Raw genomic sequence first — 26,904 nt, 5'->3', positions numbered from 1 at the left:
AACAATCCAGCAATAGCCGGGAAGTCCTCCCGACCGTGCCGCCCCGCCCGGAGGCATCATGATCCGTCCCCACCGGCCAGGCCGCCGCCTGGTCGCGCTCGCCGCCGCAGCCGTCACCGTCGCCCTCACCGTCGTCGCCGTCACCCTCGCCGCGCCCGGTGGCGCCGGCGCCGACCCGCTCGGCGCCGGCAGCTACACCACCGCCCGCCCCGCCGGCGCCGCCGGCCCGTCCGGCTGCGCCGACCTCGCCACCAACCCCCGGCGGTACGTCACCGCCAACGCCCCCGCCAGCGCCGTGCCGACCAACGACTGGTGGTCGGCGCTGCTGTTCAAGCGCACCGACTGCGCCTGGTCCCCGCCGCTGCACGCCCACCCGATGTCCTTCCAGCCGGCGGCCGGCGGGCTCGGCGTCGGCTACCCCACCACCGCCACCGTCTCCGGCACCCCCACCACGGTCGGCGAGTACCACTACCCGTACAGCACCGAGTTCACCCTCGGGATGACCGGCCTGAACGCCCCCGACGTCCTGGTGGACGGCTGGACCGACTGGACCGTCTCGCCCTGGTGGTCCGACGGCAGCCGCAGCCTGCGGGCCACCATCGGACACGGCCTGCCGTTCGTCTACGCCCAGGTCACCGGCGGCAACGCCCAGCTCGGCTTCGGTGCGACACCGACGGTCTGGAGCAACAGCGGCAACCGGATCGGGTTCACCGTCCGGGGCCACGACTACATGGCGTACGCCCCGAGCGGCGCGACGTGGACGGTCAGTGGGAACACCGTCACCTCCACCCTGGCCGGCCGGGGTTACCTCTCCGTCGCCCTGCTCCCCACCACCACCGGCACCCCGGCCGCCGACCGGGCCGCCCTGGCCGACAGCTACGGCCGGTACGCCCACGCGCACGTCACCGGCACCCGGGTCGACTGGCGGTTCGACCCGGCGACCAGCACGGTACACAGCACGTACACGCTGACCACCACCGCCCGGGAGGGCACCGAACGGAACACCGTCGCCGCGCTCTACCCGCACCAGTGGAAGAACCTCTCCGGCGGCTCGCCGATCCCCCAGACGTACGTCTCGCCGCGCGGTCCGCTGCGCACCCTGGTCGGGATCGGCTCGTTCGGCACCGCGATCCGCTACCACGGGATCCTGCCCGAACTGCCCGCCGTGGCCACCTCCGGCGGCGCCGACCTGGCCACCCTCGGCGGCTACCTGGACCAGGCCGCCACCGGTGACCCGCTGGCCGGATTCGGCAACGACACCTACTGGACCGGCAAGGGGCTGGGCCGGGCCGCCCGGCTCGCCGAGATCGCCGACCTGCTCGGCCGGACCGCCCAACGGGACCTGCTGCTGAACGCGATCCGGACCCGGCTGACCGACTGGTTCACCGCCTCCCCGGGCGAGACCGGACGGCTGTTCCACTACGACCGGGCCTGGGGAACGCTTGTCGGCTACCCGGCGTCGTACGGCTCGGACCAGGAGCTGAACGACCACCACTTCCACTACGGCTACTACATCGCGGCCGCCGCCACGCTGGCCAGGTTCGACCCGGGCTGGGCCGCCGCCGACCGGTACGGCGGCATGGTGGACCTGCTGATCCGGGACGCCAACGGGATCAACCGGGCCGATCCGATGTTCCCGTTCCTGCGGGACTTCGACATCTACGCGGGACACGACTGGGCCTCCGGGCACGGCTCGTTCGGTGCCGGCAACAACCAGGAGTCGTCCTCGGAGGGGATGAACTTCGCCAGCGCGCTGATCCAGTGGGGACTGGCCACCGGCAACACCGCCGTCCGGGACGCCGGCCTGTTCATCTACACCACCCAGGCGCAGGCGATCCAGGAGTACTGGTTCGACTCGGCCGACCAGAACTTCCCGGCCGCGTTCGGGCACCGCACGGTCGGCATGGTCTGGGGCGACGGCGGGGCGTACGCGACCTGGTTCAGCGCCGAACCGGAGATGATCCAGGGCATCAACATGCTGCCGATCACCGGTGGTTCGCTCTATCTCGGCTACCGGCCGGCCTACGTCAACACCAACTGGTCCGAGCTGGTCACCAACAACGGCGGGCCGCCGACGGTGTGGCAGGACATCCTGTGGTCGTTCCGGGCGCTGGGCGACCCGGACGCGGCGTTGGCCGCCTTCCGCGCCAACCCGGGATATCCGCCGGAGGAGGGCGAGAGCCGCGCCCACACCTTCCACTGGCTGCGCAACCTGGCGGCGCTCGGCCAGGTCGACACCACGGTCACCGCGAACACCCCGCTCTACGCGGTCTTCACCCGGGGCGGGGCGCGGACCTACGTGGCCTCGAACATCACGGGTAACCCGATCACGGTGACCTTCTCCGACGGTCGGACCCTGACCGTGCCGGCCGGCCGTACCGCCACCACCGGGGCGCACACCTGGAGCGGCGGGAACGCCGGCGGCGGCCCGTCGAACCCGACGCCGACCCCCACCCCCACGCCAACCCCCACCCCCACGCCGACGCCGACCGGACCGCCGACCACCAGCAACCGGCTCTTCGTCCGCTCCGGCGGGGCGCTGTCCGGCAGTCCGGGCGCCGGGGCCGGCACGGTCACCCTGCCCGCCGCGAACGGCAACCACGACGGCACCCCGAGCAACCCGGTCACCCACCGGCTGTGCGGGTTGACCGGGACGTACCAGGCCGGTGGGGCGACGGGCTTCGCGCTGCACGTCGACGCGGGCACCGCCGTCGGGGCCGGGGTGCAGGCCCGGATCTCGTACGACTTCACCGGCTCCGGCAGTTACGGCCGGACCGAGACGTACGCCTACTTCGCCACCGACCCGTTGCCCGGCACCGAGCTCTACACCCAGGCAGCCGGGATACGCAGCGTCTCGGGTGGCTTCGCCGCGTTGAACCGCGGCTGCGTCCGTCTGGAGGTCTGGAACGCGATCGGCTCGGCACCGACCACGCTGCGGGTCGACGCGACCGCCGCCCAGGGCGCCCAGTCGACGGTCACCATTCCGTTCGCCCTCTCCGGCTGAGAGCGAAGCCGGCGGTGCGGGCGCCACGGCTCGGTGGCCCGCACCGCCGGTCGGGTCGGAGGCCGCCCCGGACAGTGGTGACTGCCCGGGGCGGCCGTGGGTCAGCGGAGGTCGAAACGGTCCAGGTTCATCACCTTGACCCAGGCGGCGACGAAGTCCTGGACGAACTTCTCCTGCCCGTCGGCACTGGCGTAGACCTCGGCGATGGCCCGGAGCTGGGAGTTCGCACCGAAGACGAGGTCGACGGCGGTGGCGGTCCAGCGCGGTTCGCCGGTGGTACGGCGGCGACCCTCGTACACGTTCTCGGTCGAGGCGCTGGCCTTCCACTCGATGTCCGGGTCGAGCAGGTGCACGAAGAAGTCGTTCGTCAACGCGCCGGGCCGGTCGGTGAGCACGCCGTGGGGCAGCTGCCCCAGGTTCGCGTTCAACGTCCGCAGACCGCCGACCAGGACGGTCATCTCGGGCGCCGTCAGCGTCAACAGGTTGGCCCGGTCCAGCAGCAGGGTCTCCGGGGAGAGTTTCTGTCCGGCCCGCAGATAGTTGCGGAACCCGTCCGCCCGCGGTTCGAGGACGGCGAACGACGCCACGTCGGTCTGTTCCTGGGTGGCGTCGGTACGCCCCGGCGCGAACGGGACGGTGACCTCGTAGCCGGCGTTGCGGGCCGCCTGCTCGACCGCGGCGGATCCGGCCAGGACGATCAGGTCGGCGAGCGAGATCCGTCGGCCGTCGGATCGCGAGGTGTTGAACTCCCGCTGGATCCGTTCCAGGGCCGGCAGCACGGTGGCGAGCACGGCCGGTTCGTTGACCTCCCAGTCGCGCTGCGGTTGCAGGCGGATCCGCGCCCCGTTGGCCCCGCCGCGCAGGTCGGTGCCGCGGAAGCTCGCCGCCGACGCCCAGGCGGTGAAGACCAGTTGCGGGACGGAGAGCCCGGACCCGAGCACGGCATCGGTCAGGGCGGCGATCTCCGCGTCGGTGACCAGTTCGTGGTCGACCGGCGGGACCGGGTCCTGCCACAGTTGCGGTTCCGGCACCCAGGGACCGAGGTAGCGGGTGACCGGGCCCATGTCCCGGTGCAGCAGCTTGTACCAGGCGCGGGCGAAGGCGTCCGCGAACTGGTCCGGGTTGGCCATGAACCGTCGGGAGATCGGTTCGTAGACCGGGTCGACCCGCAACGCGAGGTCGGTGGTCGCCATCATCGGGGCGTACCGGACCGAGGGGTCGTGGGCGGCGGGTACGGCGTCCGCCCCGGCACCGCTCTTCGGCTTCCACTGTTTCGCGCCGGCCGGACTCTCGCAGACCTCCCACTCGTACCCGAAGAGGGTTTCGAAGAAGCTGTTGTCCCAGGTGGTCGGGGTGGGGGTCCAGGCGCCCTCGAGTCCGCTGGTGATGGTGTCGGCGCCCTTGCCGGTGCCGTAGCTGTTCCGCCAGCCCAGACCCTGCTCCTCGAGCGGGGCGCCCTCGGGCTCGGGTCCGACGTACTCGTCGGCGCGGGCGGCGCCGTGGGTCTTGCCGAAGGTGTGTCCGCCGGCGATCAGGGCGACCGTCTCCTCGTCGTTCATCGCCATCCGGCGGAACGTCTCGCGGATGTCCCGGGCGGCGGCCAGCGGGTCGGGGGTGCCGTTCGGTCCCTCCGGGTTGACGTAGATCAGTCCCATCTGCACGGCGCCGAGCGGAGCGGCGAGTTCCCGGTCTCCGCTGTAGCGTTCGTCGCCGAGCCAGGTGTCCTCGGGTCCCCAGAAGATCTCCTCGGGTTCCCAGACGTCCTCGCGCCCGAAGCCGAACCCGAAGGTCCTGAAGCCCATCGACTCGAGGGCGCAGTTGCCGGCGAAGACCAGCAGATCCGCCCAGGAGATCTTCCGGCCGTACTTCTGCTTGACCGGCCAGAGCAGTCTGCGGGCCTTGTCCAGGTTGGCGTTGTCGGGCCAGCTGTTGAGCGGGGCGAAGCGTTGGGCGCCGTCACCGCCGCCACCCCGACCGTCCTCGATGCGGTACGTTCCGGCGGAGTGCCAGCTCATCCGGATGAACAACGGTCCGTAGTGGCCGTAGTCCGCCGGCCACCAGTCCTGCGAGGTGGTCATCACCTCGATGACATCCCGCTTCAGGGCCTCGACGTCGAGCTTCTTGAACTCCTCCCGGTAGTCGAAGGACTCGCCCAACGGGTTGGCCCGGGGTGAGTGCTGGTGGAGCACCTGGAGGTTCAGCTGGTTGGGCCACCAGTCCTGGTTGGCCCTCGGTCGGCTCCGCTTCGGAGTCGGGGAGGGGATTGCCGGGTTCTCGCTCTCGCTGCCGTGCTCGGGCACGTCGATCCTTCTCCTGTCCGTCGCTTGCTTGTTCTGTCAACCGGTTGCTGTGCCCCGACAGATTCGGGGCAAACGCCCCGGTGGATGACCTCGGCTCCGTCGACCGGGGAGAAACCGTTCCGACATACCGGCGTCACCCGCGTAGTATGCCCGACTTTCGGGGTGATACCGCAGGATTGTGGCCGTGGCGCGACATGGAGAGAAATGACCGGGTACGGGGGCGATGGCGTCCAGTCCGGCTCCAGTGGCCGTCCAATCCGCCTCAGTAGGTTGCGGGCCAGCCGCCCGTCGGGACTCCTCCGGCCGGCGGCGCCACCGAGCCTGAGGAGGACGAATGCTCGATCCCACCGTACGACGGCGCCTGCTCGCGCTGGCCGCGGCCGTGGCGTGCGCCGTGGCCCTGCTGCCGGGGCGACCGGCCTCGGCAGCGCCCGCCGACCCCGCCCTGTCGCACCGGTCGCTGCCCGACAGCTGCGCGCCGGAACTCGCGAAGGCCGCCACCCGGGCCACGGCCGGGGGCGGCACCGCGATCTGTGTCGAGATGGGTGAGCTGACCCGCGAGGCGGCGCCCACCAAGACCGCGCCGTCCGGCGCCGGCACCACCGCGGTCAACTGCGGCAACGGTGCCTGGGAGTTCGCCCGGTTCGGCGCCTGCGCCACCGCACCCGTCACGCTCTACGTCTTCCTCGTCCCGTCCGGGGCGCTGGTCGGCATCATCGACATGACCACCACGTTCATGGCGGACCTGGGGTCGATCGACGGCCGGCCCCGGTACAACGTCACGGTGCGGGCCACCGGTCTGCTGGGCCAGGTCGCCGGCACCTACATCACCCACGAGGGCTACTGCGAGTACGGCTGCAGCGGGTTCACCGGCGGCGGCACCCAGCGCTTCGACTACGTCGGGGCGCAGGCGAACTTCATCCTGAACGCGGGCACGACCGCCACCGCGCCCGGCGCCGTCCACCAGGCCTCGATGATGCTCTACTACTACTTCCTCAACGCCACCTGGAATCCGCAGTTCTCCAACGCGGTCGGCGCGTCGAGTCCGGAGTTCCGCTGCGACAACGCGATACCCGGATGGAACCAGCCGGGCTGCGTCTATCCGTCGGTCCGGCCGGTCTACACCCCGAGCCCGGCCAACGGCAGTTACCGGCAGCACATCCGGATGGCACTCGAGCACAACCTGCCCCGGATCCTGACCCGGACCACCGACTCGTTCGACCAGACCCAGAACCACAACCGGGCCTGCCCCGGCCAGTACCGGGCGCCGGACGGATACAGCTGCGACGAGTACCCGTTCCGGTCGACCCGGCAGGGCGCCTTCACCGGCGGACACACGTACGGGCGGACCTTCAGCGGCTGCCAGGTCGGCTGGTTGGACATCCGGCAGCCCGGTGACAGCGGCGGGTGGAACGCCTGCTACATCCCGGCCTTCGAGAACAGCAGCGGAGGCAACGAACTGAACCGCTTCTACGAGAGCAACCGCGTGATCCACAACGACACGTTCGAGGTGACCGCCTGAGTGCCGGCCCGGGCGGCCACCCGCGTGGAAGGAGCGCGGGGGCCGCCCGGGCCGGCGGCGGACCACGGGACGCCGTTCAGCGCGACGTCGGGCCGGACGCTCCCGCCGGGTGCGGCTCCCCGGGGAACGCGCCGGCCGGTGCCGGCGGGTTGAGCCGCGAGTACGCCTCGAGTCGCCACCGCAGCGGGCTGGCCGACTCGATGTCGACCACGTGGTCGACGGTGAACTCGACCACCCGCCGGGCCCCCGGGAACCGGTCGACCTGCCCCGGATCCCAGTTGATCCGCCCGGTCCCGCTCAACTGCAGGCTGCGACCGGTCTCCCAGTCCAGGAAGACCAGTCCGCACCGGGGATCGAGGTAGATGTTCCCGAGCGTCATGAAAAACGAGTTGCCGACCACCTGTTCCGTCCGCAGCACCAGGCGGTCCCCGTCCCGGTGGGCGGTGCCGGCCACCTTCACCCGACGCAGGGTCTGCGGCGAGAGGACGACCATGCCGAAGTCCCCGGGCTCGACGAAGGGGCGTCCCGCAGTGGGTCACCGACCGGCGGCAGGGCGTGGACCACCAGGGTCCGGCGGTCGGGGCTGTCGACGAACCCCTCGTCGCCGGCGAGGGTCGTACACCAGAGGTTCCCCTCGGCGTCCGCACCGGAGAGCGCGACCAGGCGCTGCCGGCGGACGAGGCCGGCGAAGGCGCCGACGTCCGCGTCGAACATGGACGAGCCCCATCCGGGGCCGCCCTCGCCGGCCATCCGTTGGACGGCCTGTTCACCTTCGTGGTCCCGGCTCATTCGGTCACCTCCGGGTGATACGCGGACCTACTGTCCGGATCGACGGTCCACCGGAAAGAGATCGGCGGTCATTCCGACGGCCAACCGTTGTCGGTCAACCGGCGTGAATCCGGTCCAGGTCTTGTGTGTCCATGGCGCGGGGATCAAATACCTCTGGATATGGTCGCGGACATCGAGCTTCATTCCGATCTCGTCCGCGCCTTTCCCGGATTCCGTTCGGATCGCCTTTCCGCACGCCGACACCAACTGATCGGACATGGGGCGGGTGGATTCGGCCGCGGGAGTTCCGAGCCTGACGACCGGACGGGTCCCGCCACCCCACCCACGCGTACCGGTTCAACCGGTACGCACGGCGACTATAGTAACCACATGACGCCGACCGCCGCAGGGCTGACCCTGCGCACCCCGGAGGGCGTCGCGTACCTGTTCGACCCCGGTGCGTTGTGCCTGGAGTTCCTGACCACCGGCGGGCCGGGGGTGCTGGCCCGCTACGAGGTCCTCCACCAGCCGGCCGACCTGGCCGAATGGCTCCGACTCTCCCGCCTGCGGCTGGACCCGGCGACCGTCCACGTCAGCGCCGACCAGCTCCGGACGGCGCACCGGCTCCGGAACGCGCTGTGGCGGCTCGGCCGCGACAGCGCCCGTACCGGACGCCGGCAGGCCGACGACCTGGCCGAGATCAACCAGATCGCCCGCCCGGCACCACTGGTCCCGCAGGCCACCCCGGACGGCGACCAGACCTGGCTGACCCCGGCCGACGGCAACGCGGTGCTCTCCACGATCGCGCGCGACGCGATCCGGCTCTTCACCGGCGACCTGGCCGGGCGCATCCGGGAGTGCGGCTCCCCCGACTGTTATCTGATATTCGTGGACACGTCACGGCCGGGACGGCGGCGCTGGTGCGCCATGGAAGCCTGTGGGAATCGTCATAAGGCAGGCGCGTTACGCGCCCGCCGGGCGGCGTCCACGCACCACCGCCAAGCGCGGGTGGAGCCGCCGCACAACAATTTTGAACGGGCCGTTAAGACCTCTGGTTAGCCAACCTTGTGAGGCTCGTCTCGGCAGCGGGAACGCCATTTCCTGCTTCAATGGTGGCGAATAGGCCGTTGCAGTGAAAGGCAAGCCTCCGTGAGTTCAACTGTTCTCCCGTCAGATGGTGCCGGATCCTTCGCGCCGGGCGCGGTCGCCCAGCTCGCCGCCGACACCGTGGGCCCGGTCCTGCTCCCTGACGACGAGGGGTACGCCGCCGAATGCGCCGGCTACAACCTCGCCGTACCGCACCGGCCGGCGTTGGTGGTCGGTGCCGCCGGCGCGACGGACGTCCAGGCGGCGGTACGGTTCGCGGCGGCCCACGGCCTGCCGGTCGCCATCCTCGCCACCGGCCACTCCGCGCTCGCCTCGACCGGCGCGGTGCTGGTCACCACGCGGCGGATGGAGACGGTGACGATCGACACCGACCGGCGTACCGCCCGGGTCGGCGCCGGGGTGCGCTGGCAGCGGGTCATCGACGAGGCCGCCCGGCACGGCTTGGCGCCGCTGAACGGTTCGTCCACCACCGTCGGCGCCGTCGGATACACCCTCGGCGGCGGGCTCGGCCCGATCGGCCGCACCTTCGGGTACGCCGCCGACCACGTACGCGCGATCGACGTGGTCACCGCGGACGGCCAGTTGCGGGAGGTGACCGCCGACACCGAGCCGGAGCTGTTCTGGGCGCTGCGCGGCGGCAAGGGCAACTTCGGCGTGGTGACCGCGCTTGAGTTCGACCTCTTCCCGATCACCCGGATCTACGGCGGCGGGCTCTTCTTCCCCGGCGACCGGGCCGCCGAGGTGCTGGTCGCCTGGGGCCGCTGGACGGCGACCGCGCCGGACGAGCTGACCTCGTCGGTCGCGCTGCTGCGGCTGCCGCCGGCCCCGGAGGTGCCGGAACCGCTGCGTGGTCAGCTCGTGGTGCACGTACGGATCGGGTACGTCGGACCGGCCGAGGAGGGTGCCCGGCTGGTCGCGCCGCTGCGCGCACTCGGACCGACACTGATCGACTCGGTGGCCGAGCTGCCCTATCCGCAGATCGGCACCATCCACAACGACCCGCCGATGCCGATCCCAATCGTCGACCGCTCGGCCCTGCTGCGCGAGTTCACCCCGGAACTGGTCGACACCCTGGTCACGCTCGCCGGCCCGGACACGCCGAGCCCGCTGACCATCCTCGAGATCCGGCACCTCGGCGGCGCGCTGGACCGGCGTCCGGAACCGGGGAACCCGATCGACACCCGGGGTGCCGGCTACAGCCTGTACGCGGTCGCGATCGGCGGGCCGGACCAGGCCGAGGCGTTCACCGGCTACCTCGACACGCTGATCGGCGCCGTCCGGCCCTGGGACACCGGCCGACGCTTCGTCAACTTCCTCTCCACCGCCGACGCCACCCCGGCCACGGTGCCGACCGCCTACCCGGCGGAGACGTACCAGCGGCTGCAGGCGGTGAAGAAGGCGTACGACCCGCTGAACCTGTTCCGGGTCAACCACAACATCGTTCCGGCCTGACCCCGGTGGACGCCCCGGCCCGGTGAACCCGGGCCGGGGTTCAGGTGTCGATCGGCCGGTGTCGACGTAGTTCGTGACGGGCGAGCGAACGGCGGTGCACCTCGTCCGGCCCGTCGGCCAGCCGCAGTGCCCGGGCGCCGGCCCAGATCCGGGCGAGCGGGGTGTCCTGGCTGACCCCGGCCGCGCAGTGCGCCTGGATCGCCCGGTCCAGGATCCACTCCACCGCCGACGGTACGGCGATCTTGATGGCCTGGATCTCGGTGTGCGCGTGCTGGTTGCCGACGGTGTCCATCAGCCAGGCGGTCTTGAGCACCAGCAACCGGCACTGCTCGATACGCACCCGCGACTCGGCGATCCACTCCTGGAGCACACCCTGCTCGGCGAGCGGCCGACCGAACGCGACCCGGTCGGTGACCCGGCGGCACATCAGCGCCAACGCCCGCTCGGCCATGCCGATCAGGCGCATGCAGTGGTGGATCCGGCCCGGTCCGAGGCGCGCCTGGGAGATGGCGAACCCGTCACCCGGTCCGCCGATCAGGTTGGTCACCGGGACCCGTACGTCGACAAAGTCGAGCTCGGCGTGCCCGCCGTGGTCGCTGTCGTCGTACCCGAAGACCCGCAGGCTGCGGCGGACCGTCACGCCCGGGGTGTCCCGCGGCACCAGGATCTGGCTCTGCTGCCGGTGCCGGGGCGCGTCCGGGTCGGTCCTGCCCATCACGATCAGGATCTCGCAGTGCGGGTTCATCGCCCCGGAACTGAACCACTTCCGACCGTTGATGACGTAGTCGTCGCCGTCGCGGACGATGCGGGTCGCGATGTTCGTCGCGTCCGAGGAGGCGACGTCGGGCTCGGTCATCGCGAACGCCGAGCGGATCCGCCCCTCCAGCAGCGGCACCAACCACCGTTCACGCTGCTCGGCCGTACCGAACTGGGCGAGCAGCTCCATGTTTCCGGTGTCCGGGCCGCGCAGTTGAGCGCCGGTGGCGCCAGGTGTGGGCTGTGCCCGGTGATCTCGGCCAGCGGCGCGTACTGCAGGTTGGTCAGGCCGGCGCCGTGTTCGCCGGACAGGAAAGGTTCCACAGCCCGCGACGGCGGGCCTCGGCGGCGAGTTCCGCCACCACCGGCGGCACGCTCCAGTCGTCGGTACGCCCGTGGATCTGCTCCTCGAAGACCGGTTCCGCCGGACAGACCCGCTCGTCCATGAAGGCGAGCAGCCGCTCCCGCATCGCCAGCGTCGTGGCGTCCAGCCCGAAGTCCATCGATCCTCCCGGAGGTGTTCCCTGTCGACGCCCGGGCCGCTCGCGGCTGTGCCCGGGCCTGCCCCGCAACGGTAGGCTCGTCCACAGCGTGACAGGGCTGGTGGAGTTATCGACCGCTCCTCGTGCGCCGCTACGCGCTCGGCGACGTCAGCACACGCCAGAGACCCAACACGGCCAGCAGGGACGCCGCGCCCGCCGCGCCGACGACAAGGCCGGGCGCGGACACCTCGCCCAACGCCCCGCCGCCGGCCGCGAACAGCCCCTGCAACGTCATGGTCCCGGTCAACGCCAGCCCGAAGGCCTGGCCTCGATTCGCCTCCGGCGCCGCCGACCGGAAGCGCCGGGCCAGCCCCAACTGGTACGCGACCCCGAACCCGGACACGGCGAGCAGCAGCGCCGCGGTGACCGGCCCGGGCCGCGCCAGGTCTCGCGTACCGCGTGCCCTGCGGCCGTGCCGCGACGCGGCTGCTCGGCCAGCCGCAGGCGCAGCAGCGCAGCGGAGAGCAGGCAGCTGGCCACGGTGATCCAGAGCGCGCCGCATGGACCGAGCGCCGCGATCAGCATCCCGCCCACGGCAAAACCGAGCACCTGCACGCCGCCGGCGGCCATCGAGAACACGGCCCGGCCGAGCACGTACCGGTCGCCGTCGAGCAGTTCGGGCAGCAGCGCGCCGCGCGCCGCGGAGGCGACCGCGCTGGGGATGCCGGTGACGAACACCAGCACCAGCATCGTGGTGGGCGACAGCAGGCCAGCGGCGACCGCGGCGCGGACCAGGTCGTAGCCGACCAGCACGGCTCGCGGCGGCCACCGGTCGGCGTACGCCAGCACCAGCGTGCCGCCGAGGGCGTAGGGCAGGAGGCCGGCGACGTAGGCCAGCGCGGCCAGCAGGGGCGAGCCGGTGCCGGCGTAGACGGTCACCGAGAGCGCGAGCATCTTCACCGTCTCGCCGCCGAGAAAAAGCGTGCCCTCGCGACGCCTCACCTCCCAGGCGTCAGGGGCGTGCGCCGGCCATCCGCAACGGCGTACGCCCTGGTCCGCCCTCCCCGCCCCTTCCGTCGGAGGCCGGATTGCGCGTCCTTGATACCTAGAACTACTATGCATTGCAGCTCTAGGGTTAGGGGCAGACATGCACATCACCAAGGACCTCGTGGCGGCCTCGGCGACGCCACTCGTGCTGGGGATCCTCGCCGAGGGCGAAAGCTACGGCTACGCGATCCTCAAGCAGGTCAACGACCTGTCCGGCGGGGAACTGGAGTGGACCGACGGTCTGCTCTATCCCCTGCTGCACCGACTGGAACGACTCGGACACGTCGAGTCGTTCTGGGAGACCCCACCCGGGGGACGGCGCCGCAAGTACTACCGGATCACCGACCAGGGCCGGGCCGAGCTCGCCGAACAGCGCCGCCAGTGGGCCACCGTCGTCGACGCCCTGCGTGGGGTCTGGAACAACACCCAGTCGGCACTCACCCCGATCCCCGCACCCGCCTGGGAGCTGGGACGATGACCGCCGCCAGCGAATACGACCTGGAAGGGCAGATCGCCGAGTGGCGGACGTACCTGCGCCGCCGCCGGGAACTGCGACACACCGACGGTGAGGAGCTCGAGGACCACCTCCGCAGCCAGATCACCGAGCTGACCGAGGCGGGCCTGCGCACCGACGAGGCGTTCCTGATCAGCGTCAAACGCATGGGCAGCTTCGACGAACTGTCCCGCGAGTTCGCCCGCGAGCACTCCGAACGGCTGTGGAAGCAGCTCGTCCTCCCCGGGGAGCCGGACGCGGCCGCCGCCGCCCGTACCCGTCGGGAACTGCCGGTCATGGTGGCATGCGCGGCGCTCGCGGCCCTCTCGGTCAAGGTGCCCGGCCTGTTCGGCATCGGCTTCGACGACGAGGGCAGTTTCTACGCGCGGAACCTCAGCCTCTTCGCGCTGCCGGCGCTGGCCGCGTACTTCGCCTGGCAGCGCCGGGTGAGCCCCCGGGTGATCGGGGTGCTCGCCGCGCTCTTCGTGCTCGGCGCGGTCGGCGCGAACGCGTACCCACTGGCCGACGACTCGCAGAGCGTCATCCTCACCTCGATCCACCTGCCGCTGGCGCTCTGGCTGGTCGTCGGCGTCGCCTACGTCGGCGGTGACTGGCGCTCGGACCGACGCCGGATGGACTTCATCCGGTTCACCGGCGAATGGCTGATCTACTTCGCCCTCATCGGCCTGGGCGGTGGTGTGCTCACCGCCTTCACCGTGGGCACCTTCAACGCCATCGGCCTGGACGCCGAGGGTTTCATCCAGGCGTGGCTGCTGCCCTGCGGCGCGGCAGCGGCGGTGGTCGTGGCGGCCTGGCTGGTGGAGGCCAAGCAGAGCGTCATCGAGAACATGGCTCCGGTACTGACCCGGGTCTTCACCCCGCTGTTCGTGGCCGCGCTGCTCGCCTTCCTGGTCGCCATGGTCTGGACCACCAACGGCATCAACGTCGAGCGGGACGCACTCATCCTCTTCGACCTGCTGCTCGTCGTCGTGCTGGGCCTGCTGCTGTACGCCCTCTCCGCCCGCGACCCCGGTGCCCGGCCCGGCCTGTTCGACCGGCTGCAGCTCGCGCTCGTGGTCAGCGCCCTGGTCATCGACGTCCTGGTGCTGGTGGCGATCACCGGCCGGATCACCGAGTGGGGCTTCAGCCCCAACAAGACGGCGGCGCTGGGCGAGAATCTCATCCTGCTCACCAACCTGGCCTGGTCGGCCTGGTTGTTCCTCGGCTTCGTCCGGGGCCGGATGCCCTTCGGCCGCCTCGAACAGTGGCAGACCCGGTACATCCTGGTCTACGCCGTCTGGGCCTGGTTCGTCGTACTCGCCTTCCCGCTCGTGTTCAGTTTCCGCTGAGCCGACTCCGGCCCGCCCGCCGCTGTCCCGTACCGGGACGGGGGCCGGCGGGCCGGATCCGGTCTGCCGCCCGTAGGGCACGCACCGGCGAGACGACCAGCGGCAGCCAGGCGAACGCGAGGCCGAGCGCCGCCACCCACATGCCGACCCGTACGCCGGCGACCTCGCCGAGCACGCCGGCCACCGCGGCACCGATCGCCAGCACGCCGGTGAAGAGGAAACGCATCGTGGCGTTCATCCGATTCAGCATCGGATCCGGGGTGACCCGCTGCCGGATGCTCACCAGCAGCACGTTGTCGAGTCCGATCCGGTACGTCAACGCCAGCCAGCCCAGCATCGCCACCCACAGCCAGCCGCCCCGGTCGACCAGGGCTACCAGGAACCCGGCCGGCGTGCTGAGCAGTCCCGACACCAGCAGGGTCGGTCCGACGCCGAGACGCTCCCCGAACCGCCTGGCGGTCAGTGCCCCGAGGAGCACCCCGACTCCGCCGCAGCTGAAGAACAGGCCCAGCATGCCGGCCGAGAAACCGAGTTCACGGTGCACCAGCAGCGGCAGCGTGACGGTGGCGATCTGGAGGAACAGGTTGGTGGCCGCGCCGGTGACGGCGATCGGCCGCAGCAGCGGGTGGCCGAGAACAAACCGGATCCCCGCGCCGACGCCGCGCCACAACGGTCGACCGGCGGCCGGCACCGGCGGCGGCTCCGGGCGGCGGATCCGGCGCAGGACCAGCGCCGACCAGAGGAAGGTGGCGGCGTCGATCGCGAGCGCCACCGGCGCGGCAGTGACCTGCACCAGGAAGCCGGCGAGGCTCGGCCCGGCGACCCCGGCGGCGGCCTCCAGGCTGACCAGCTTGGAGTTGGCGTCGACCAGTCGATCGCGGCCCACCAGGCTGGGCAGGTAACTCAGGGCCGCCACGTCGAAGAAGACCGTCAGCACGCCGGTGAGCAGCACGACGACGTACAGCTGGGTGAGGGTGAGCAGGTCCAGCCACCAGGCGAGCGGGATGGACCCGAGCAGCACCGCCCGGGCGAGGTCCGTGCCGATCATCACGCCACGCCGACGCATCCGGTCCAGCCACACCCCGGCGGGCAGGCCGACCAGGAGGAAGGCGACGGTTTTCAGCACCCCGAGCAGACCGACCTGTCCGGGCGTCGCGTCGAGGGCGATCACCGCGACCAACGGTACGGCGACGAAACTGACCTGGGTGCCGGCCGTACTGGCCGCGGCGGCGGAGAAGAGTTTCCGGAATCCGTCGTCCCGGAACAGCGAACTGGGCGAGGGCTCGGGGGCCGGCGGGCGCCGGTCCCGCACGTCGATGCGGCGTCGGATGGTCACGGCGTCGACCCTGCCGAGCCGGGTCCTGCGTCGACGACGATTTAGGATGGGCCGAATCCACGGGAGGGCGGCATGCTCCGGCTGGTCTTCACCGCACGCGACCTGGCCGACATCCGGTTCGGTTTCTCCCCGCTGTGGGAGGTCGTGGCGAGCGTACGGGTGGTCAAGGACCCGGACGCCCACCCGATGCACGCGGAGTGGAGTGCCCAGGTCCGACGGCGGCTCGCCCAGGCCGACCTCGACTGGCGGATGCTGTCGGACCTGGTACCGGTGCCGACCCGCAGCATTCCCGGCCTGATCAGCCCGCCTCCGGTGGTGCCGTCGCCGGACCTGGAGCTGGAACTGAGGTCACTGTCGGCCATGGAGCCGGACCGGGTGCGGGACATTCTCGACAAGATGCCCGGTCCCCGGCCGAGCTCGCTGGAGCCGCTGTACGCGGATCCGGTCGCCGGCCTGCGTCGACTCGTCGAGGTCGTGCGTGGCTACTGGGACCTGGTGCTCGCGCCGCACTGGCCACGGCTGCTCCGGCTGCTCGAGGACGACGTGCGGTACCGGGCCCACCGACTGACCGACGGCGGCACCCGGCTCCTCTTCGCCGACCTCAACCCCCGGATACGGTGGCACGACAACACCCTGCACGTGGTGAACAACCACGTCACGCGCTCGGTCGAGTTGGCCGGTCGGGGGCTGCTGCTGGTGCCGTCGGTGTTCGTCTGGCCCCGGGTGTTCGCCCGGCTCGACCAGCCCTGGCAGCCCACCCTGCGCTATCCGCCCCGAGGGGTGGCCCGGCTGTGGAGCCGCGACCGGCTCGACCCGCCGGCAGCGCTCGCCGCCGTGCTCGGCCGGACCCGGACCATGCTGCTGGCGGCCCTCGACGCGCCCGGTTCCACCACCGAACTCGCCCGGCAGACCGGGCTCTCCGCCGGGGGCGTGTCCCAGCACCTCACCGCGCTGCGCGCGGCCGGTCTGGTCGAGGCGTACCGGCGCGGCCGGTACGTGCTCTACGCCCGGACGAGTGTGGCGGAGTCCCTGCTCGCCGGCGCTACCGCACCGAACCGGCCGGTACGGTAGCCCGCCGGCCGGCGCCACCGCCTCGGACCGGCCGCCGGTGCCCTGGTCCCGGCCGGCAGCGGACCGGCCGGGTCCACGATGGCGGTCAGCCGGTGGTGCCGGTGACGCCGGTGCCGGACCGGGTGACGTGGTAGGTGACGGTCGTCCCGCTCCAGAAGTGGAAGGTGAGGGTCACCTGGGCACCCTCGTTGACCTCGGCGAAGAACTCGGGCTTCAGGGTGATGCTGTTGGCGCCGTAGTCCGGCGCGAACGTGACGTCGAACTCCTTGAACGCGGTCCAGTTGTGTGGGCCGGCGTAACTGCCGTCGGCGTACTTCGCCTCCATGGTGGCGAGCTGGTCGCCCCGGAACTGGGTGGGGATCGCGAAGGCGCTCGTCGTACCGGTCGTGTTGGCGAGCACCGGCGGGTCGTACGTGAGGATGGTGATCCGCCACGGCACGCCCTGGGAGAAGCGGGCGTGCAGGGTGGCGTTGACGCCGTACGCCCGGGAGCCGACGAGCCGGGTGAGCGCGGCGGCGGTGAGGGTGAGCTGGTTGCCGGAGACGGTGTAGTCGCGGCCGTTGGCCAGTTCGGTGGCGCCCTGGCGCAGGCCCTGGAAGGTGGTGCCGTTCAGGTTGAGGGTGAGGCTCCGGCTGCTGATCGTGCCGGTGCGCGGCACGTACACCTGGTCGCTGGAGGCGGTGCCGGAGCGGGTGGTCCAGCTCGACCGGATCTGGGCGAACAGTTCGGGGTCGCTCCACTGGAACGAGGTACGCCCGAAGTGCTGGCCGTTGTCCCAGAGCATGGTGGTGAGCCGTCGCTGGCGGGCGTAGTGGCCGAGGAACTCGAAGAACTTCAGCTTCTCGCCCTGCTGGATGGTGCCGGTGTGCCGGTCGAAGCCGAGCAGGCCGTACTCACCGATGATCACCGGGATGTTCCGGGCGACGAAAGCGTTGTACACCCGGTCGAACTGGTCGGTGAGGTCCTGCTGCACGGTGGCGTCGAACCGGGTGCCGCCGGCGACGTTGACGCTGAACGGCCAGTAGCCGTAGAAGTGCACGGTCGCGACGAGGTTACGGTCGTTCAGCGCGGTGAAGGTGGCGACCAGTTCGTCCACCCGGGCCTGGTCGGCCGAGGTGTGCAGGGTGGGCAGGACGAGCAGCCGGGTGGCGTTGTTGCCGCCGGACTGCCGGACGACCTGGTGGAACCGGGTGTTGAGTTCGTGCAGCAGGGCCGCGTTCTGGGCGTCGCCGGAGCTGTTGCTGAACTGCGGCTCGTTGACGCTCTCGAAGGTGAGCCGGGCCGGGGCGTCCCGGAACGCGGTGGCGAGCTGGGTCCAGAGCGCGGTGTAGCGGTTGAGCACGCCTGCCCGGTCGGTCGGCATCGTGTTGATCCACTGCCACGAGTCGTGGTGCAGGTTGATCATCACGTAAAAGCCGTCGGCGAGGGCCCAGTTGACCACCTCCCGTACCCGGTTGAGCCAGGCCACGTCGATCTGGTGGTCCGGGGCGGCGCCGTGGTGGTTGCTCCAGGTGACCGGGATCCGGATGCTGTTGAAGCCCTGTGCCCGGATGTTGTCGAGCAGTGCCTCGGTGACCCGAGGGTTGCCCCAGGCGGTCTCGTCCGCGCCGACCGCGTCGAAGGAGTTGCCCAGGTTCCAGCCGGGTTGCATGGCGGCGACCGCGGCCATCGGGTCGGTCGCCGGTGGTGGCGTCGGTGGCCGGGTGGTGGGTGGCGGGGTGGTCGGCGGCCGGGTGGTGGCCGGCGGGGTGGTGCCGCCGACGTTGCCGGTGCAGGCGACGCCGTTGAGCGTGAACGAGGTGGGCGCGGTGTTCGCGCCGGTCCAGGAGCCGTTGAGCCCGAACGACACCGTCGCGTTCGTGCCGATGGCGGCGTTGTAGCCGACGTCGGTCGCGGTCACCTGGCTGCCCGAGGAGGTGACGGTGGCGTTCCACGCCTGGGTCACCCGCTGCCCCGCCGGATACGTCCAGACCAGACTCCAGCCGCGGACCGGGTCGCCGAGGTTGGTCACGCCGATGGTCGCGCTGAAGCCGCCGGGCCACTGGCTGGCGATCGTGTACGCCACCCGGCAGCCGGCCGCCGCCTGGGCGCCGGTCGCCGCGACCAGGCCGACGCCGGCCACCAGGGTCGTGGCGGTGGCCGCCACCAGACCGAGCCGCCAGCGGACTCCCCGCACTGTGCTTCGCAAGCCGGCCATGATGCTCCTTCGGGTCTGGCCGCGCGGAGGCCGGGCGCCGTCCACACGCCCGGATATTAAGTTTGGGATTTAAACTTTGTCAATCGGCGGACAACGATACGAAGCGTTCCCGAGCCATGGGAGACTGTCGATACGTTCGCGCGGACGGGCACCCGAAACAGCACCGCTGGTGGGCTCTGGCGGTGCCGCCGTGACGTCCGCTCCCGCCGAAAGGAGTCCCATGCCCGCCATTCCCGTACGCCGCTGGGCCGGTGCCGTCAGCGCGCTCTCCCTCGCCGTCGTCGCGATCGTCGCCCCCGCCGGGCCGGCGCGGGCCACCGTCGACGAGGTTCCGAGAGTGATCGCCGATCCCGAGTCGGAGTTCGTCCCGGAGGGCACCGGCGCCGGCTTCCGGGTACGCCTGAGCCACCCGCCGGCCGAGGCGGCCTACCTCGGGATGTCGATGCGCGGCAGCGGCGGCTGGATAAGCCAGCCGGTGATGCTCCGCTTCACCCCGACGAACTGGCACCTCCCCCAGGGCTACGCGGTGGGGAGCGTCCAGGACGCGGACACCGTCGACAACGTGCTCGTCTTCACCCTCAGCTTCCCGGGTTACCTCTCCGACACCGTCACCTTCACCCAGGTCGACGACGACTGAACCGAGGCCGCCGGCCGCGTCATGGCAACGCCGCCCGGCCCCGGAGGGTGCCTCTCCGGAGCCGGACGGCGTCGACCGGGCCGGCGGTCCAGCTCAACGGCGGAGCACCGTCGACACCGCCTCCGCCGCGTGGTCCCGCCAGAGTTCCGCCAGCGCCCGGTGGCCCCGGTGACCCGGATGGACGCCGTCCGGCGCCAGCCCGGCCGGGTCGCCGATCGCGTTCAGCGCCGCGTCCGCCGGTACGAGCGCGGCCTGGTACTCCCGGGCGAGGTCGCGGACGACGGCGATCTTCGGTTCCAGGTCCTCCCGCCAGGCGACCTGCTCCGGCGACACCGGCAGCAGGAAGGGCTCGACCAGGACAAGCGTGACCCGGACGGCGGCGAGCGGGGCCAGCAGCGCCCGGTAGTTCGCCGCGAAGTCCGCCACCGGCGTCGGGTCGTCGCTGTCGTAGCGACGCCAGGTGTCGTTGATCCCGACGAGCACACTCACCAGCGCCGGCCGGGCGGCCACCACGTCCCGGTCCCACCGGGCCCGCAGGTCCCGGCTCCGGTCGCCGCTGATCCCCCGGTTGACCACGGACGCCGCCCCGCCGAGGGTGTCGGCGATCTCGCGGACGTAACCGTCGCCGAGCCCGGCCGGGTCGTCGCGCCGGCCGCAGTCGGTGACGCTGTCGCCGACGAAGAGGATGGTCGGGGTGTTCATACGGTCCTTTCCAGTTCGATGAGCATCGCCTGCTGCGGGTTGAGCGTCGGCATCGGTACGCCGGCCCCGGCGAGCACGGCACCGGAGAGTTCGATCGGCGCCTCGACGGCCCGGGCCACCCACTCGGGATCCCGGCCCTGGTGCCGGCTGGCCGCGCCGAGTTCCTCCCGGACCGTCACCCGGTAGCGGGCGGTCCGGTCGAGCCCGGGGAAGCGGACCCGTCCGGACTGGCCGGCCGCCGAGGTCTGGAACCGTACCCAGGTGAACAGCGCCCGGGAACCGTCCTGGGCCACGGTGCCGTAGAGCGCGGTGGCCTCGTCGGCGAGGTCCGCGTTCACCACCCGCCCCGAGTGCAGCAGCGGCCGGAACTCGCGGTACATGGCCGACCAGGCGGCGATGGTCGCGAGTTCCCCGTCGTCGACCACGGTGAGGTCCTGTTCGATGCCGGCGTGCGCGGTGAGCGACCCGGCCAGCCGGAACGACAGGTCGGTGGTCCGGGAGGTGGTGTGCGCCCGGGCCGAGCCGAGGTGTGACCCGATGAGCTCCGGCGGTACGAGGGCCCGGGTCCACCGCTCGATCCGCACCCGCTCCACCGGGTCGTTGCAGTCCGAGGCCCAGACCCGGTCGGTGCGGTCGAGGATGCCGAGGTCGACCCGCCCGCCGCCGCCGGAGCAGGTCTCGATCTCCAGTCCCGGGTGCCGGTCACGCAGTTCGTCGAGGAGCCGGTAGAGGGCGAGCGTCTGGCGCCGGACGCTGGGCCGTTCGCCGTCCGCGGTCCGGCTCACCGCCTCGAGCAGGTCCCGGTTGTGGTCCCACTTGAGGTAGTCGATCGCGTACTCGCGGACCAGGGCGTCGATCCGGTCCAGCAGGTAGCCGTACGCCTCGGGCCGGGCGATGTCGAGCACGTACTGCTGCCGCGAGCTCGGGCCGAGGCCGACGGCGGGGCCGAGGACCCAGTCCGGATGCCGTTTGGCCAGGTCCGAGTCGAGGTTGACCATCTCGGGCTCGAACCAGAGCCCGAACTGCATGTCGTGGGCGCGGACCACCTCGACGAACGGGCCGAGTCCGGTCGGCCAGACGTCCCGGTCGACGAACCAGTCGCCGAGGCCGGCGTCCGCCTGCCGCCGCCGGTGGAACCAGCCGTCGTCGAGCACGATCCGCTCGACGCCGACCCGGGCGGCCCGTTCCACCAGCCGGGTGAGTCGGTCGAGGTCGTGGTCGAAGTAGACCGCCTCCCAGGTGTTGAGCACCAGGGGTCGGGGCGTACCGGGGTGGCCGGGTCGGGCGCGCAGCCGGCGGTGCAGCCGGTCGGCGACACCGTCGGTGCCCTGGTCCGACCAGACGAACAGCACGGTCGGCGCCGCGTACCGGTCGCCGTCGGCGAGGATGACCTCGCCGGAGCGCAGCGACTCCCCCGCGCCGGTGACCGCGGCGAAGGCGCCGGCTCCCTCCGGCAGCCGTTCCGCCAGGTACGTCTGCTCGCCGCTCCAGGCCAGGTGGGTGGCCCAGACCTCGCCGTGGCCGAAGCCGAACGACTCGGTGCCGGCGACCAGCAGGTACGGCGAGTCGTGGCCGGGCTTGCCGCGCCGGGTGGCCCGCAGGTGGGTGCCGAAGCCGAACGGGGTACGCCGGGGAGCCCGCTCCCGGCACCACTTCCCGGTGAAGTCGAGCAGTTCGGTGGCGCGTTCCGGCACCGGCAGCAGGGCGAGCAGCCCGTCCAGGGTGTACGGCAGGTGGCCGGTCGAGCTGTTCAGCGCGGCGTCGCGTTCGACCGTCATCCGGACGGCGAGCACACCGAAGCGGTCGAGGTCGTAGCCGACCGACGAGCGCAGCGCGGTGACCCGGTCGACGAAGTGGAACTCGATGGTGCCGCCGATCCCGTCGTCCGGTACGTCGATCCGGTACGTGTCGAGCACCGGCCGGGGGGTGGTCGCGTGGCCGCCGGCGTTCCCGGTCTGCGCGGCAACTCCCGACCAGCCGTCGTACTCGGTCGGCCAGACGGTCAGCACCCGGGGTTCGTCGGGTGAGTTGTTGAGGACGGCGGGTTCCGCGGTGAGCCGGAGATCCTCGTGCAGTTCCTCCCCCACCGCACCGAGATCCGCCCCCCAGTGCAGCACCCGGGGGGCGGGATGGCGCACCTCGACGATGAAGGCCGTGCCGCCGGCACGGAGGGCGAGTACGGCGTCAGCGCCGGAAAGCATGGGTCACAGCCTCCAGAAACAGTTACTTGACGGCGTAAATTAATCATGCTTAGGCTGACGCGGCAAGTTGCCGGACCGGGCCGGGGCCCAGACGCCGGCCGTCGAGGAAGCCCGCGACGGGTCGAGCACGCGGAAGCAGGAAGACCAATGGCGCTCTTGGAAACACCCACCCGCGACCCGCGGCCGGCCCGGCGGCCGACGCGGCGGGGCAGCACGGCCCGACGGCCGATCAACGCGAACTCCCCCGCCCACCGCGGGGACGCCCGGCTCGCCTGGCTGCTCATCACCCCCGCGCTCGTCGGGTTCGCCGTCTTCGCGGTCTACCCGACGCTGCGCGGCCTCTACCTGAGCTTCACCGACTTCAAGGTCCTCACCCCGCCCACCTGGGTCGGCCTCGACAACTACGTGGAACTCGTCGGCGACGAGGTCTTCTGGCGCTCGCTCGGCGTCACCGTCTACTTCGTCGTGCTCTCGGTGACCATCAGCCTCGCCGTCTCGGTCGTCACCGCGGCGGTGCTGCACCGGCTCACCTCGTCGACGGTCATCCGTGGCCTGATCATCCTGCCGTTCCTCATCTCCGGGGTGGTCGCCGCCACCGTCTGGTCGTGGATGCTCGACACCCAGCTCGGCATCGTCAACATCGCCATCGAGGCGCTCGGCGGCGACGGCGTGCAGTTCCTGACCTCCCGCGAGTGGGCGATCCCCTCGATCGCGCTGATCAACGTGTGGAAACAGATGGGCTACACGTCGATCATCATCTTCGCCGGCCTGCAGACCATCCCACCCACCGTCTACGAGGCCGGGCGCATCGACGGCGCGGGCGAGCTGCAGATGTTCCGCCGGCTCACCCTTCCGCTGCTCCGGCCGATCCTCGCCCTGGTGCTCGTCCTCAACGTCATCGGCGCGTTCCAGGTCTTCGACATCGTCCAGGTGGCGACGAAGGGCGGGCCCGCCAACGCGTCGAACGTCCTGCAGATGTACATCTACAGCAAGGCGTTCGGCCAGTTCGACTTCGGCTACGCCTCGGCGATGTCGCTCTCCCTCTTCGCGATCCTGCTCGTCATCACCTTCCTCCAGATGCGCCTGCTGCGCGCGAGCGAATCGGACACCAACGCATGACCACCCCCACCACCACCCGCCGACGCCGGCTCAGCCTCGGCCGGATCGCCGCCTGGACCTACCTGGTCGGCGTCCTCTTCGTGACGGTCTTCCCGTTCTACTGGATCCTGCGGACCGCGCTCTCCGACAACTACGCGATGATGGCCGACCCGGCCTCGATCCTTCCGGTCGACTTCACCTGGGGACCGTTCAGGCGGGTACTCGGGCTCGCGACGACCGAGGAGTCGATCGCCGAGGGCGGTTCCGGCGCCTCCGTCCAACTCGGTCGCTACCTGGTCAACTCGCTGGTCTACGCCGGCGTCTCCACGGCGCTCATCGTCTTCTTCTCCACGCTGGCCGCGTACGCCTTCTCCCGGCTGCACTGGCGCGGCCGCGAGTTCATGTTCGGCCTCTTCCTCACCGCGCTGATGGTGCCCGGCATCCTCACCCTGCTGCCGAACTTCGTGCTCGTGAAGGAACTCGGCCTGCTCAACACCTTCGCCGGCATGATCCTGCCCGGGGCGCTCTTCTCGGCCTTCAACATCTTCTTCCTCCGGCAGTTCATGCTCGGGCTGTCGACCGAGACCGAGGAGGCGGCGCTGCTCGACGGCGCCGGCCGGCTCCGGGTGCTGTTCCGGGTCACCCTCCCGATGAGCAGCGGGCCGATCGCCACCCTCGCCATCCTCGGCTTCATCGGGATGTGGAACGACTACTTCTGGCCGCTGCTGGTCGCCAGCGACGAGTCCGTACAGCCGCTCACCCTCGCGCTCGCCGTGTTCAAACAGTCGTCGCCGCAGGCGCAACCCGACTGGGCGGGGCTGATGGCGGCCACCCTGGTCGCGGCCCTGCCGATGCTCGCGCTCTTCATGGTCTTCGGACGGCGGATCGTCAACTCCATCGGCTTCTCCGGGATCAAGTGATGGCCGGGACGCTGCGCCTCGCCTGGCGAGGACCCGCGCGGGAGTGGGTCGAGGCGACCCCGCTGGGCAACGGACGGATCGGGGCGATGGCCTTCGGCGGCGCCCGGGCCCGGATCCAGGTCAACGACGCGACCGTCTGGTCGGGACACCCGGACGGGCCGGCCGAGGCGCTCGCCGCGCTGGTCGCCGGCGGCGCCGGCCCCGACCGCCTCGCCGAGATCCGGTCGGCGATGGACGCCGGGGACCTGCGGCGGGCCGAGGCACTGCTGATGACCTTCGAGGGCCCGTACTCGCAGGAGTTCCTGCCCTTCGTCGACCTGGAACTGGCCACGCACGGCGGGGCGGTCGCGGACGGCGTACCGGCCCGGGTGCTCGACCTCGACGAGGCGTACCTGACCGAGTCACTGGTCGTCGGCGGCGCGTCCGTGAACCGCCGGACCTACGTCTCCGCGCCGGCCGGCTGCCTCTTCGTCGAGTACGTCGCCGCCGGCCCGGTGCTCGACGTCGACGTACGGCTGACCACGCCGCTGCGGGAGGTGGGCCGGCACACCAGCGCGACCGGCATCGTCCTCGACGTGGTCGCGCCGGTCGACGGTGCGCCGGCACACGAACCGGCGGTGGAGCCGCCGCACCGCTACCTCGACCACGGGGCCGACGGCTTCGACCACGTCGCGGTGGCGGCGCTCGCGGTGGACGGGGACGGAATCCGGGACTCCGTCGGCGACACCCTGCGGATCCGCGGGGCGAGCCGGCTGCTGATCGCCCTGTCGACGTCGAGCCGGGCCGGACTGTGGTGGGCCGACCCGGACGGCACCGACTGGCGGATCTCCTCCCGGGAGGAGATCCGGGAACGCGCCCGCGGTACCGCCGCGTCCGCCCTCCGACGGACGGCGGACGAGCGGTTCGCCGAGCATGTCGCCGACGTGCGGGACCATGTCTCGGGGGCGCGCTTCGCGATCGGCGGCCGGCGCAGCGGCACCTGGGACGTCGCCGACGACGTCCTGCACGGCGCCGACGAGGGCCTGCGGGCGACGGTGGTCGCCGAGTACGGCCGCTACCTGCTCGGCGCGTCGTCACGCGCCGGCGGTCCGGCGGCGAACCTGCAGGGGATCTGGAACGACCAGCTGCGGCCGCCCTGGTCGTCCAACTACACCATCAACATCAACACCCAGATGAACTACTGGCCGGCGCCGCTGGTCGGACTCGACGACTCGATCGAACCGCTGGCCGCCCTGGTCCGCCGGATGGCCCGCACCGGCACCGACGTCGCCGCCCGCCTCTACGGCGCCCGGGGCTGGGTCGCCCACCACAACAGCGACCTCTGGGGCTGGAGCCTGCCGGTCGGCATGGGCCACGGCGCGCCGAGCTGGGCGATCTGGATGATGGGCGGCGTCTGGCTCACCCACAACCTGTGGGACCACTACGAGTTCACCGGTGACCGGGACCTGCTGGAGCGGGTGGTGTGGCCGCTGCTGCGACCGGCCGCGCTGTTCTGCCTGGACTGGCTGGTCGACGACCCGGCCACCGGCCGGCTGCGGACCGTCCCGTCGACCTCGCCGGAGAACCTGTACCTCGGCCCGGACGGCCGCCCCGAGGCGCTCGGCGTCTCGACCACGATGGACGTGGCGCTGATCCGGGCCCTGTTCGACCGCGCCCGCCGGGCCATCACCCTGCTCGACGCGGACGACCCGCTCGACGCACAACTCGCCGACGCGCTCGACCGGCTCCCGGAACTGACCGCCGGGCCGGACGGCCGGCTCCGCGAGTGGTCGACCGACGTCGTGGACCAGGACCCGCACCACCGGCACCTGTCACCGCTGGTCGCCCTCTATCCGCTCGACCTGGTCGAGCTGGTCGGCCGCGATCGTGCGCCCGGGCTCGCCGAGGCGGCCCGCCGCTTCCTCGAGGGTCGTGGGCCGGGGGCGATGGGCTGGTCGTGGGCGTGGAAGATCGCGCTGCGGGCCCGGCTCGGGGACGCCGCCGAGGCCCGGGCCCTGCTGCTCGAGGCGATCACCGCCTTCGACCGTGACCACCGCCGGCTCGCCCCGGTCGACGGCTCCGAGTGGGGCGGGCTGCTGCCGAACCTGTTCAGCACGCATCCGCCGTTCCAGATCGACGGCAACTACGGGCTGACCGCGGCGATCGCCGAACTGCTGGTGCAGAGCCACGGCGGCCGGATCCGGCTGCTGCCGGCGCTGCCGGCCGAGTGGCCGGACGGCCGGGTGACCGGCCTGCGGGCCCGGGGCGGCGTCGAGGTCGACCTCCACTGGGCCGACGGCGCCGTCGCGCACGCGGTCCTGCGGGACCTGCGTGGCGTCGCGCGCCGGGTGGCCGTCGAGTACGCCGACCGCACGGTCGACCTCGACCTGCCGGCGTACGGCGAGGTCGGACTGCCGCCCGCCGGACACCGACCGCCCCGGCCCGGCGGCTGAGTCCCCCACCGTATCCCGCACGGACCCACC

Annotated in this window: 18 protein-coding genes and 2 pseudogenes; 11 read left to right on the top strand and 9 right to left on the bottom strand. The window is 71.7% G+C overall.

Annotation, left to right across the window (positions count from 1 at the left end; translation table 11 throughout):
• Window positions 1-58 precede the first annotated feature (58 nt).
• Window positions 59-3,004, top strand: a complete 2,946-nt coding sequence (locus ABGB21_RS27130) for a glycosyl hydrolase (RefSeq protein WP_347680153.1) — start codon at window positions 59-61, stop codon at window positions 3,002-3,004.
• A 101-nt stretch (window positions 3,005-3,105) separates the two neighbouring features.
• Here ABGB21_RS27130 and katG read toward each other — a convergent pair whose 3' ends face one another.
• Window positions 3,106-5,304 carry a catalase/peroxidase HPI gene (gene katG / locus ABGB21_RS27125; RefSeq protein ID WP_347655623.1) on the bottom strand — a complete coding sequence of 733 codons (2,199 nt, stop codon included), beginning with the start codon at window positions 5,302-5,304 and terminating at the stop codon, window positions 3,106-3,108.
• A 334-nt stretch (window positions 5,305-5,638) separates the two neighbouring features.
• On the opposite strand from katG, the gene ABGB21_RS27120 reads away from it, so the two are divergent.
• Window positions 5,639-6,826, top strand: a complete 1,188-nt coding sequence (locus ABGB21_RS27120; protein WP_347655622.1) for a hypothetical protein — start codon at window positions 5,639-5,641, stop codon at window positions 6,824-6,826.
• A gap of 76 nt (window positions 6,827-6,902) precedes the next feature.
• Here ABGB21_RS27120 and ABGB21_RS27115 read toward each other — a convergent pair whose 3' ends face one another.
• Together ABGB21_RS27115 and ABGB21_RS27110 are read right to left on the bottom strand one after the other, a co-directional pair.
• On the bottom strand, window positions 6,903-7,319 hold the full coding sequence (locus ABGB21_RS27115; protein ID WP_347680151.1) for a pyridoxamine 5'-phosphate oxidase family protein: 417 nt from the start codon (window positions 7,317-7,319) through the stop codon (window positions 6,903-6,905).
• A complete protein-coding gene (locus tag ABGB21_RS27110) occupies window positions 7,283-7,615 on the bottom strand; it encodes a hypothetical protein (protein WP_347680149.1) in 333 nt (110 codons plus the stop codon). Before ABGB21_RS27110 ends, ABGB21_RS27115 begins: the two co-directional genes overlap by 37 nt.
• Window positions 7,616-7,984: 369 nt before the next feature.
• Between ABGB21_RS27110 and ABGB21_RS27105 the strand changes: the two genes are divergently transcribed.
• Both ABGB21_RS27105 and ABGB21_RS27100 read left to right on the top strand, forming a co-directional pair.
• A complete protein-coding gene (locus ABGB21_RS27105) occupies window positions 7,985-8,653 on the top strand; it encodes a CGNR zinc finger domain-containing protein (protein ID WP_347655619.1) in 669 nt (222 codons plus the stop codon).
• 90 nt (window positions 8,654-8,743) lie between these two features.
• Window positions 8,744-10,153 carry an FAD-binding oxidoreductase gene (locus tag ABGB21_RS27100; protein ID WP_347655618.1) on the top strand — a complete coding sequence of 470 codons (1,410 nt, stop codon included), beginning with the start codon at window positions 8,744-8,746 and terminating at the stop codon, window positions 10,151-10,153.
• Between the two features lie 40 nt (window positions 10,154-10,193).
• Here the strand turns inward: ABGB21_RS27100 and ABGB21_RS27095 are convergent.
• Both ABGB21_RS27095 and ABGB21_RS27090 read right to left on the bottom strand, forming a co-directional pair.
• Window positions 10,194-11,412 (bottom strand): annotated as a pseudogene (locus tag ABGB21_RS27095) (acyl-CoA dehydrogenase family protein).
• 130 nt (window positions 11,413-11,542) lie between these two features.
• A pseudogene (locus tag ABGB21_RS27090) lies at window positions 11,543-12,375 on the bottom strand (MFS transporter); the annotation flags it as partial.
• A 163-nt stretch (window positions 12,376-12,538) separates the two neighbouring features.
• Between ABGB21_RS27090 and ABGB21_RS27085 the strand changes: the two are divergent.
• Both ABGB21_RS27085 and ABGB21_RS27080 read left to right on the top strand, forming a co-directional pair.
• Complete coding sequence (locus ABGB21_RS27085) at window positions 12,539-12,916, top strand: PadR family transcriptional regulator (protein WP_347655617.1); 378 nt, start codon at window positions 12,539-12,541, stop codon at window positions 12,914-12,916.
• Window positions 12,913-14,280, top strand: a complete 1,368-nt coding sequence (locus ABGB21_RS27080; RefSeq protein ID WP_347655616.1) for a permease prefix domain 1-containing protein — start codon at window positions 12,913-12,915, stop codon at window positions 14,278-14,280. Before ABGB21_RS27085 ends, ABGB21_RS27080 begins: the two co-directional genes overlap by 4 nt.
• On the opposite strand, the gene ABGB21_RS27075 is transcribed toward ABGB21_RS27080, so the two are convergent.
• Complete coding sequence (locus ABGB21_RS27075) at window positions 14,267-15,616, bottom strand: MFS transporter (protein ID WP_347680147.1); 1,350 nt, start codon at window positions 15,614-15,616, stop codon at window positions 14,267-14,269. The genes ABGB21_RS27080 and ABGB21_RS27075 overlap by 14 nt on opposite strands.
• 72 nt (window positions 15,617-15,688) lie before the next feature.
• Here ABGB21_RS27075 and ABGB21_RS27070 point away from each other — a divergent pair, with 72 nt between their 5' ends.
• A complete protein-coding gene (locus ABGB21_RS27070) occupies window positions 15,689-16,687 on the top strand; it encodes a DUF5937 family protein (protein WP_347680145.1) in 999 nt (332 codons plus the stop codon).
• Between the two features lie 85 nt (window positions 16,688-16,772).
• Here the strand turns inward: ABGB21_RS27070 and ABGB21_RS27065 are convergent, their stop codons facing one another.
• Entirely contained in the window at window positions 16,773-18,884 is a 2,112-nt protein-coding gene (locus ABGB21_RS27065; RefSeq protein WP_347680143.1) for a cellulase family glycosylhydrolase, read from the bottom strand.
• A 220-nt stretch (window positions 18,885-19,104) separates the two neighbouring features.
• Between ABGB21_RS27065 and ABGB21_RS27060 the strand changes: the two genes are divergently transcribed.
• Window positions 19,105-19,521: a hypothetical protein gene (locus ABGB21_RS27060; RefSeq protein WP_347655612.1), complete on the top strand. Its 417-nt coding sequence runs from the start codon at window positions 19,105-19,107 to the stop codon at window positions 19,519-19,521.
• 93 nt (window positions 19,522-19,614) lie between these two features.
• Here the strand turns inward: ABGB21_RS27060 and ABGB21_RS27055 are convergent, their stop codons facing one another.
• On the bottom strand, window positions 19,615-20,223 hold the full coding sequence (locus tag ABGB21_RS27055; protein ID WP_347655611.1) for an SGNH/GDSL hydrolase family protein: 609 nt from the start codon (window positions 20,221-20,223) through the stop codon (window positions 19,615-19,617).
• On the bottom strand, window positions 20,220-22,424 hold the full coding sequence (locus ABGB21_RS27050; RefSeq protein WP_347655610.1) for an alpha-galactosidase: 2,205 nt from the start codon (window positions 22,422-22,424) through the stop codon (window positions 20,220-20,222). The genes ABGB21_RS27055 and ABGB21_RS27050 overlap by 4 nt, the downstream gene beginning before the upstream one ends.
• Before the next feature lie 147 nt (window positions 22,425-22,571).
• Here ABGB21_RS27050 and ABGB21_RS27045 point away from each other — a divergent pair, with 147 nt between their 5' ends.
• From ABGB21_RS27045 to ABGB21_RS27035, 3 genes are read left to right on the top strand one after another with little or no spacing between them, the layout of a single operon-like run.
• Window positions 22,572-23,543 carry a sugar ABC transporter permease gene (locus ABGB21_RS27045; protein WP_347655609.1) on the top strand — a complete coding sequence of 324 codons (972 nt, stop codon included), beginning with the start codon at window positions 22,572-22,574 and terminating at the stop codon, window positions 23,541-23,543.
• The gene (locus ABGB21_RS27040; protein ID WP_347655608.1) at window positions 23,540-24,442 is read left to right on the top strand and encodes a carbohydrate ABC transporter permease; all 903 of its coding nucleotides are present in this window, start codon (window positions 23,540-23,542) and stop codon (window positions 24,440-24,442) included. The genes ABGB21_RS27045 and ABGB21_RS27040 overlap by 4 nt, the downstream gene beginning before the upstream one ends.
• On the top strand, window positions 24,442-26,874 hold the full coding sequence (locus tag ABGB21_RS27035) for a glycoside hydrolase N-terminal domain-containing protein (protein WP_347655607.1): 2,433 nt from the start codon (window positions 24,442-24,444) through the stop codon (window positions 26,872-26,874). Before ABGB21_RS27040 ends, ABGB21_RS27035 begins: the two co-directional genes overlap by 1 nt.
• Window positions 26,875-26,904 lie beyond the last annotated feature (30 nt).

Origin of the sequence: Plantactinospora sp. B24E8 (genome assembly GCF_039871735.1) — a bacterium.
Classification (GTDB): Bacteria; Actinomycetota; Actinomycetes; order Mycobacteriales; family Micromonosporaceae; genus Plantactinospora.
This window is presented reverse-complemented; position numbering and strand designations above follow the sequence as displayed.

Coding starts and splice junctions, on each gene's coding strand:
- ABGB21_RS27130 (WP_347680153.1), top strand. CDS start 59: ATGATCCGTCCCCACCGGCCAGGCCGCCGCCTGGTCGCGCTCGCCGCC.
- ABGB21_RS27120 (WP_347655622.1), top strand. CDS start 5,639: ATGCTCGATCCCACCGTACGACGGCGCCTGCTCGCGCTGGCCGCGGCC.
- ABGB21_RS27115 (WP_347680151.1), bottom strand. CDS start 7,319: ATGGTCGTCCTCTCGCCGCAGACCCTGCGTCGGGTGAAGGTGGCCGGC.
- ABGB21_RS27110 (WP_347680149.1), bottom strand. CDS start 7,615: ATGAGCCGGGACCACGAAGGTGAACAGGCCGTCCAACGGATGGCCGGC.
- ABGB21_RS27105 (WP_347655619.1), top strand. CDS start 7,985: ATGACGCCGACCGCCGCAGGGCTGACCCTGCGCACCCCGGAGGGCGTC.
- ABGB21_RS27085 (WP_347655617.1), top strand. CDS start 12,539: ATGCACATCACCAAGGACCTCGTGGCGGCCTCGGCGACGCCACTCGTG.
- ABGB21_RS27080 (WP_347655616.1), top strand. CDS start 12,913: ATGACCGCCGCCAGCGAATACGACCTGGAAGGGCAGATCGCCGAGTGG.
- ABGB21_RS27070 (WP_347680145.1), top strand. CDS start 15,689: ATGCTCCGGCTGGTCTTCACCGCACGCGACCTGGCCGACATCCGGTTC.
- ABGB21_RS27065 (WP_347680143.1), bottom strand. CDS start 18,884: ATGGCCGGCTTGCGAAGCACAGTGCGGGGAGTCCGCTGGCGGCTCGGT.
- ABGB21_RS27060 (WP_347655612.1), top strand. CDS start 19,105: ATGCCCGCCATTCCCGTACGCCGCTGGGCCGGTGCCGTCAGCGCGCTC.
- ABGB21_RS27055 (WP_347655611.1), bottom strand. CDS start 20,223: ATGAACACCCCGACCATCCTCTTCGTCGGCGACAGCGTCACCGACTGC.
- ABGB21_RS27050 (WP_347655610.1), bottom strand. CDS start 22,424: ATGCTTTCCGGCGCTGACGCCGTACTCGCCCTCCGTGCCGGCGGCACG.
- ABGB21_RS27045 (WP_347655609.1), top strand. CDS start 22,572: ATGGCGCTCTTGGAAACACCCACCCGCGACCCGCGGCCGGCCCGGCGG.
- ABGB21_RS27040 (WP_347655608.1), top strand. CDS start 23,540: ATGACCACCCCCACCACCACCCGCCGACGCCGGCTCAGCCTCGGCCGG.
- ABGB21_RS27035 (WP_347655607.1), top strand. CDS start 24,442: ATGGCCGGGACGCTGCGCCTCGCCTGGCGAGGACCCGCGCGGGAGTGG.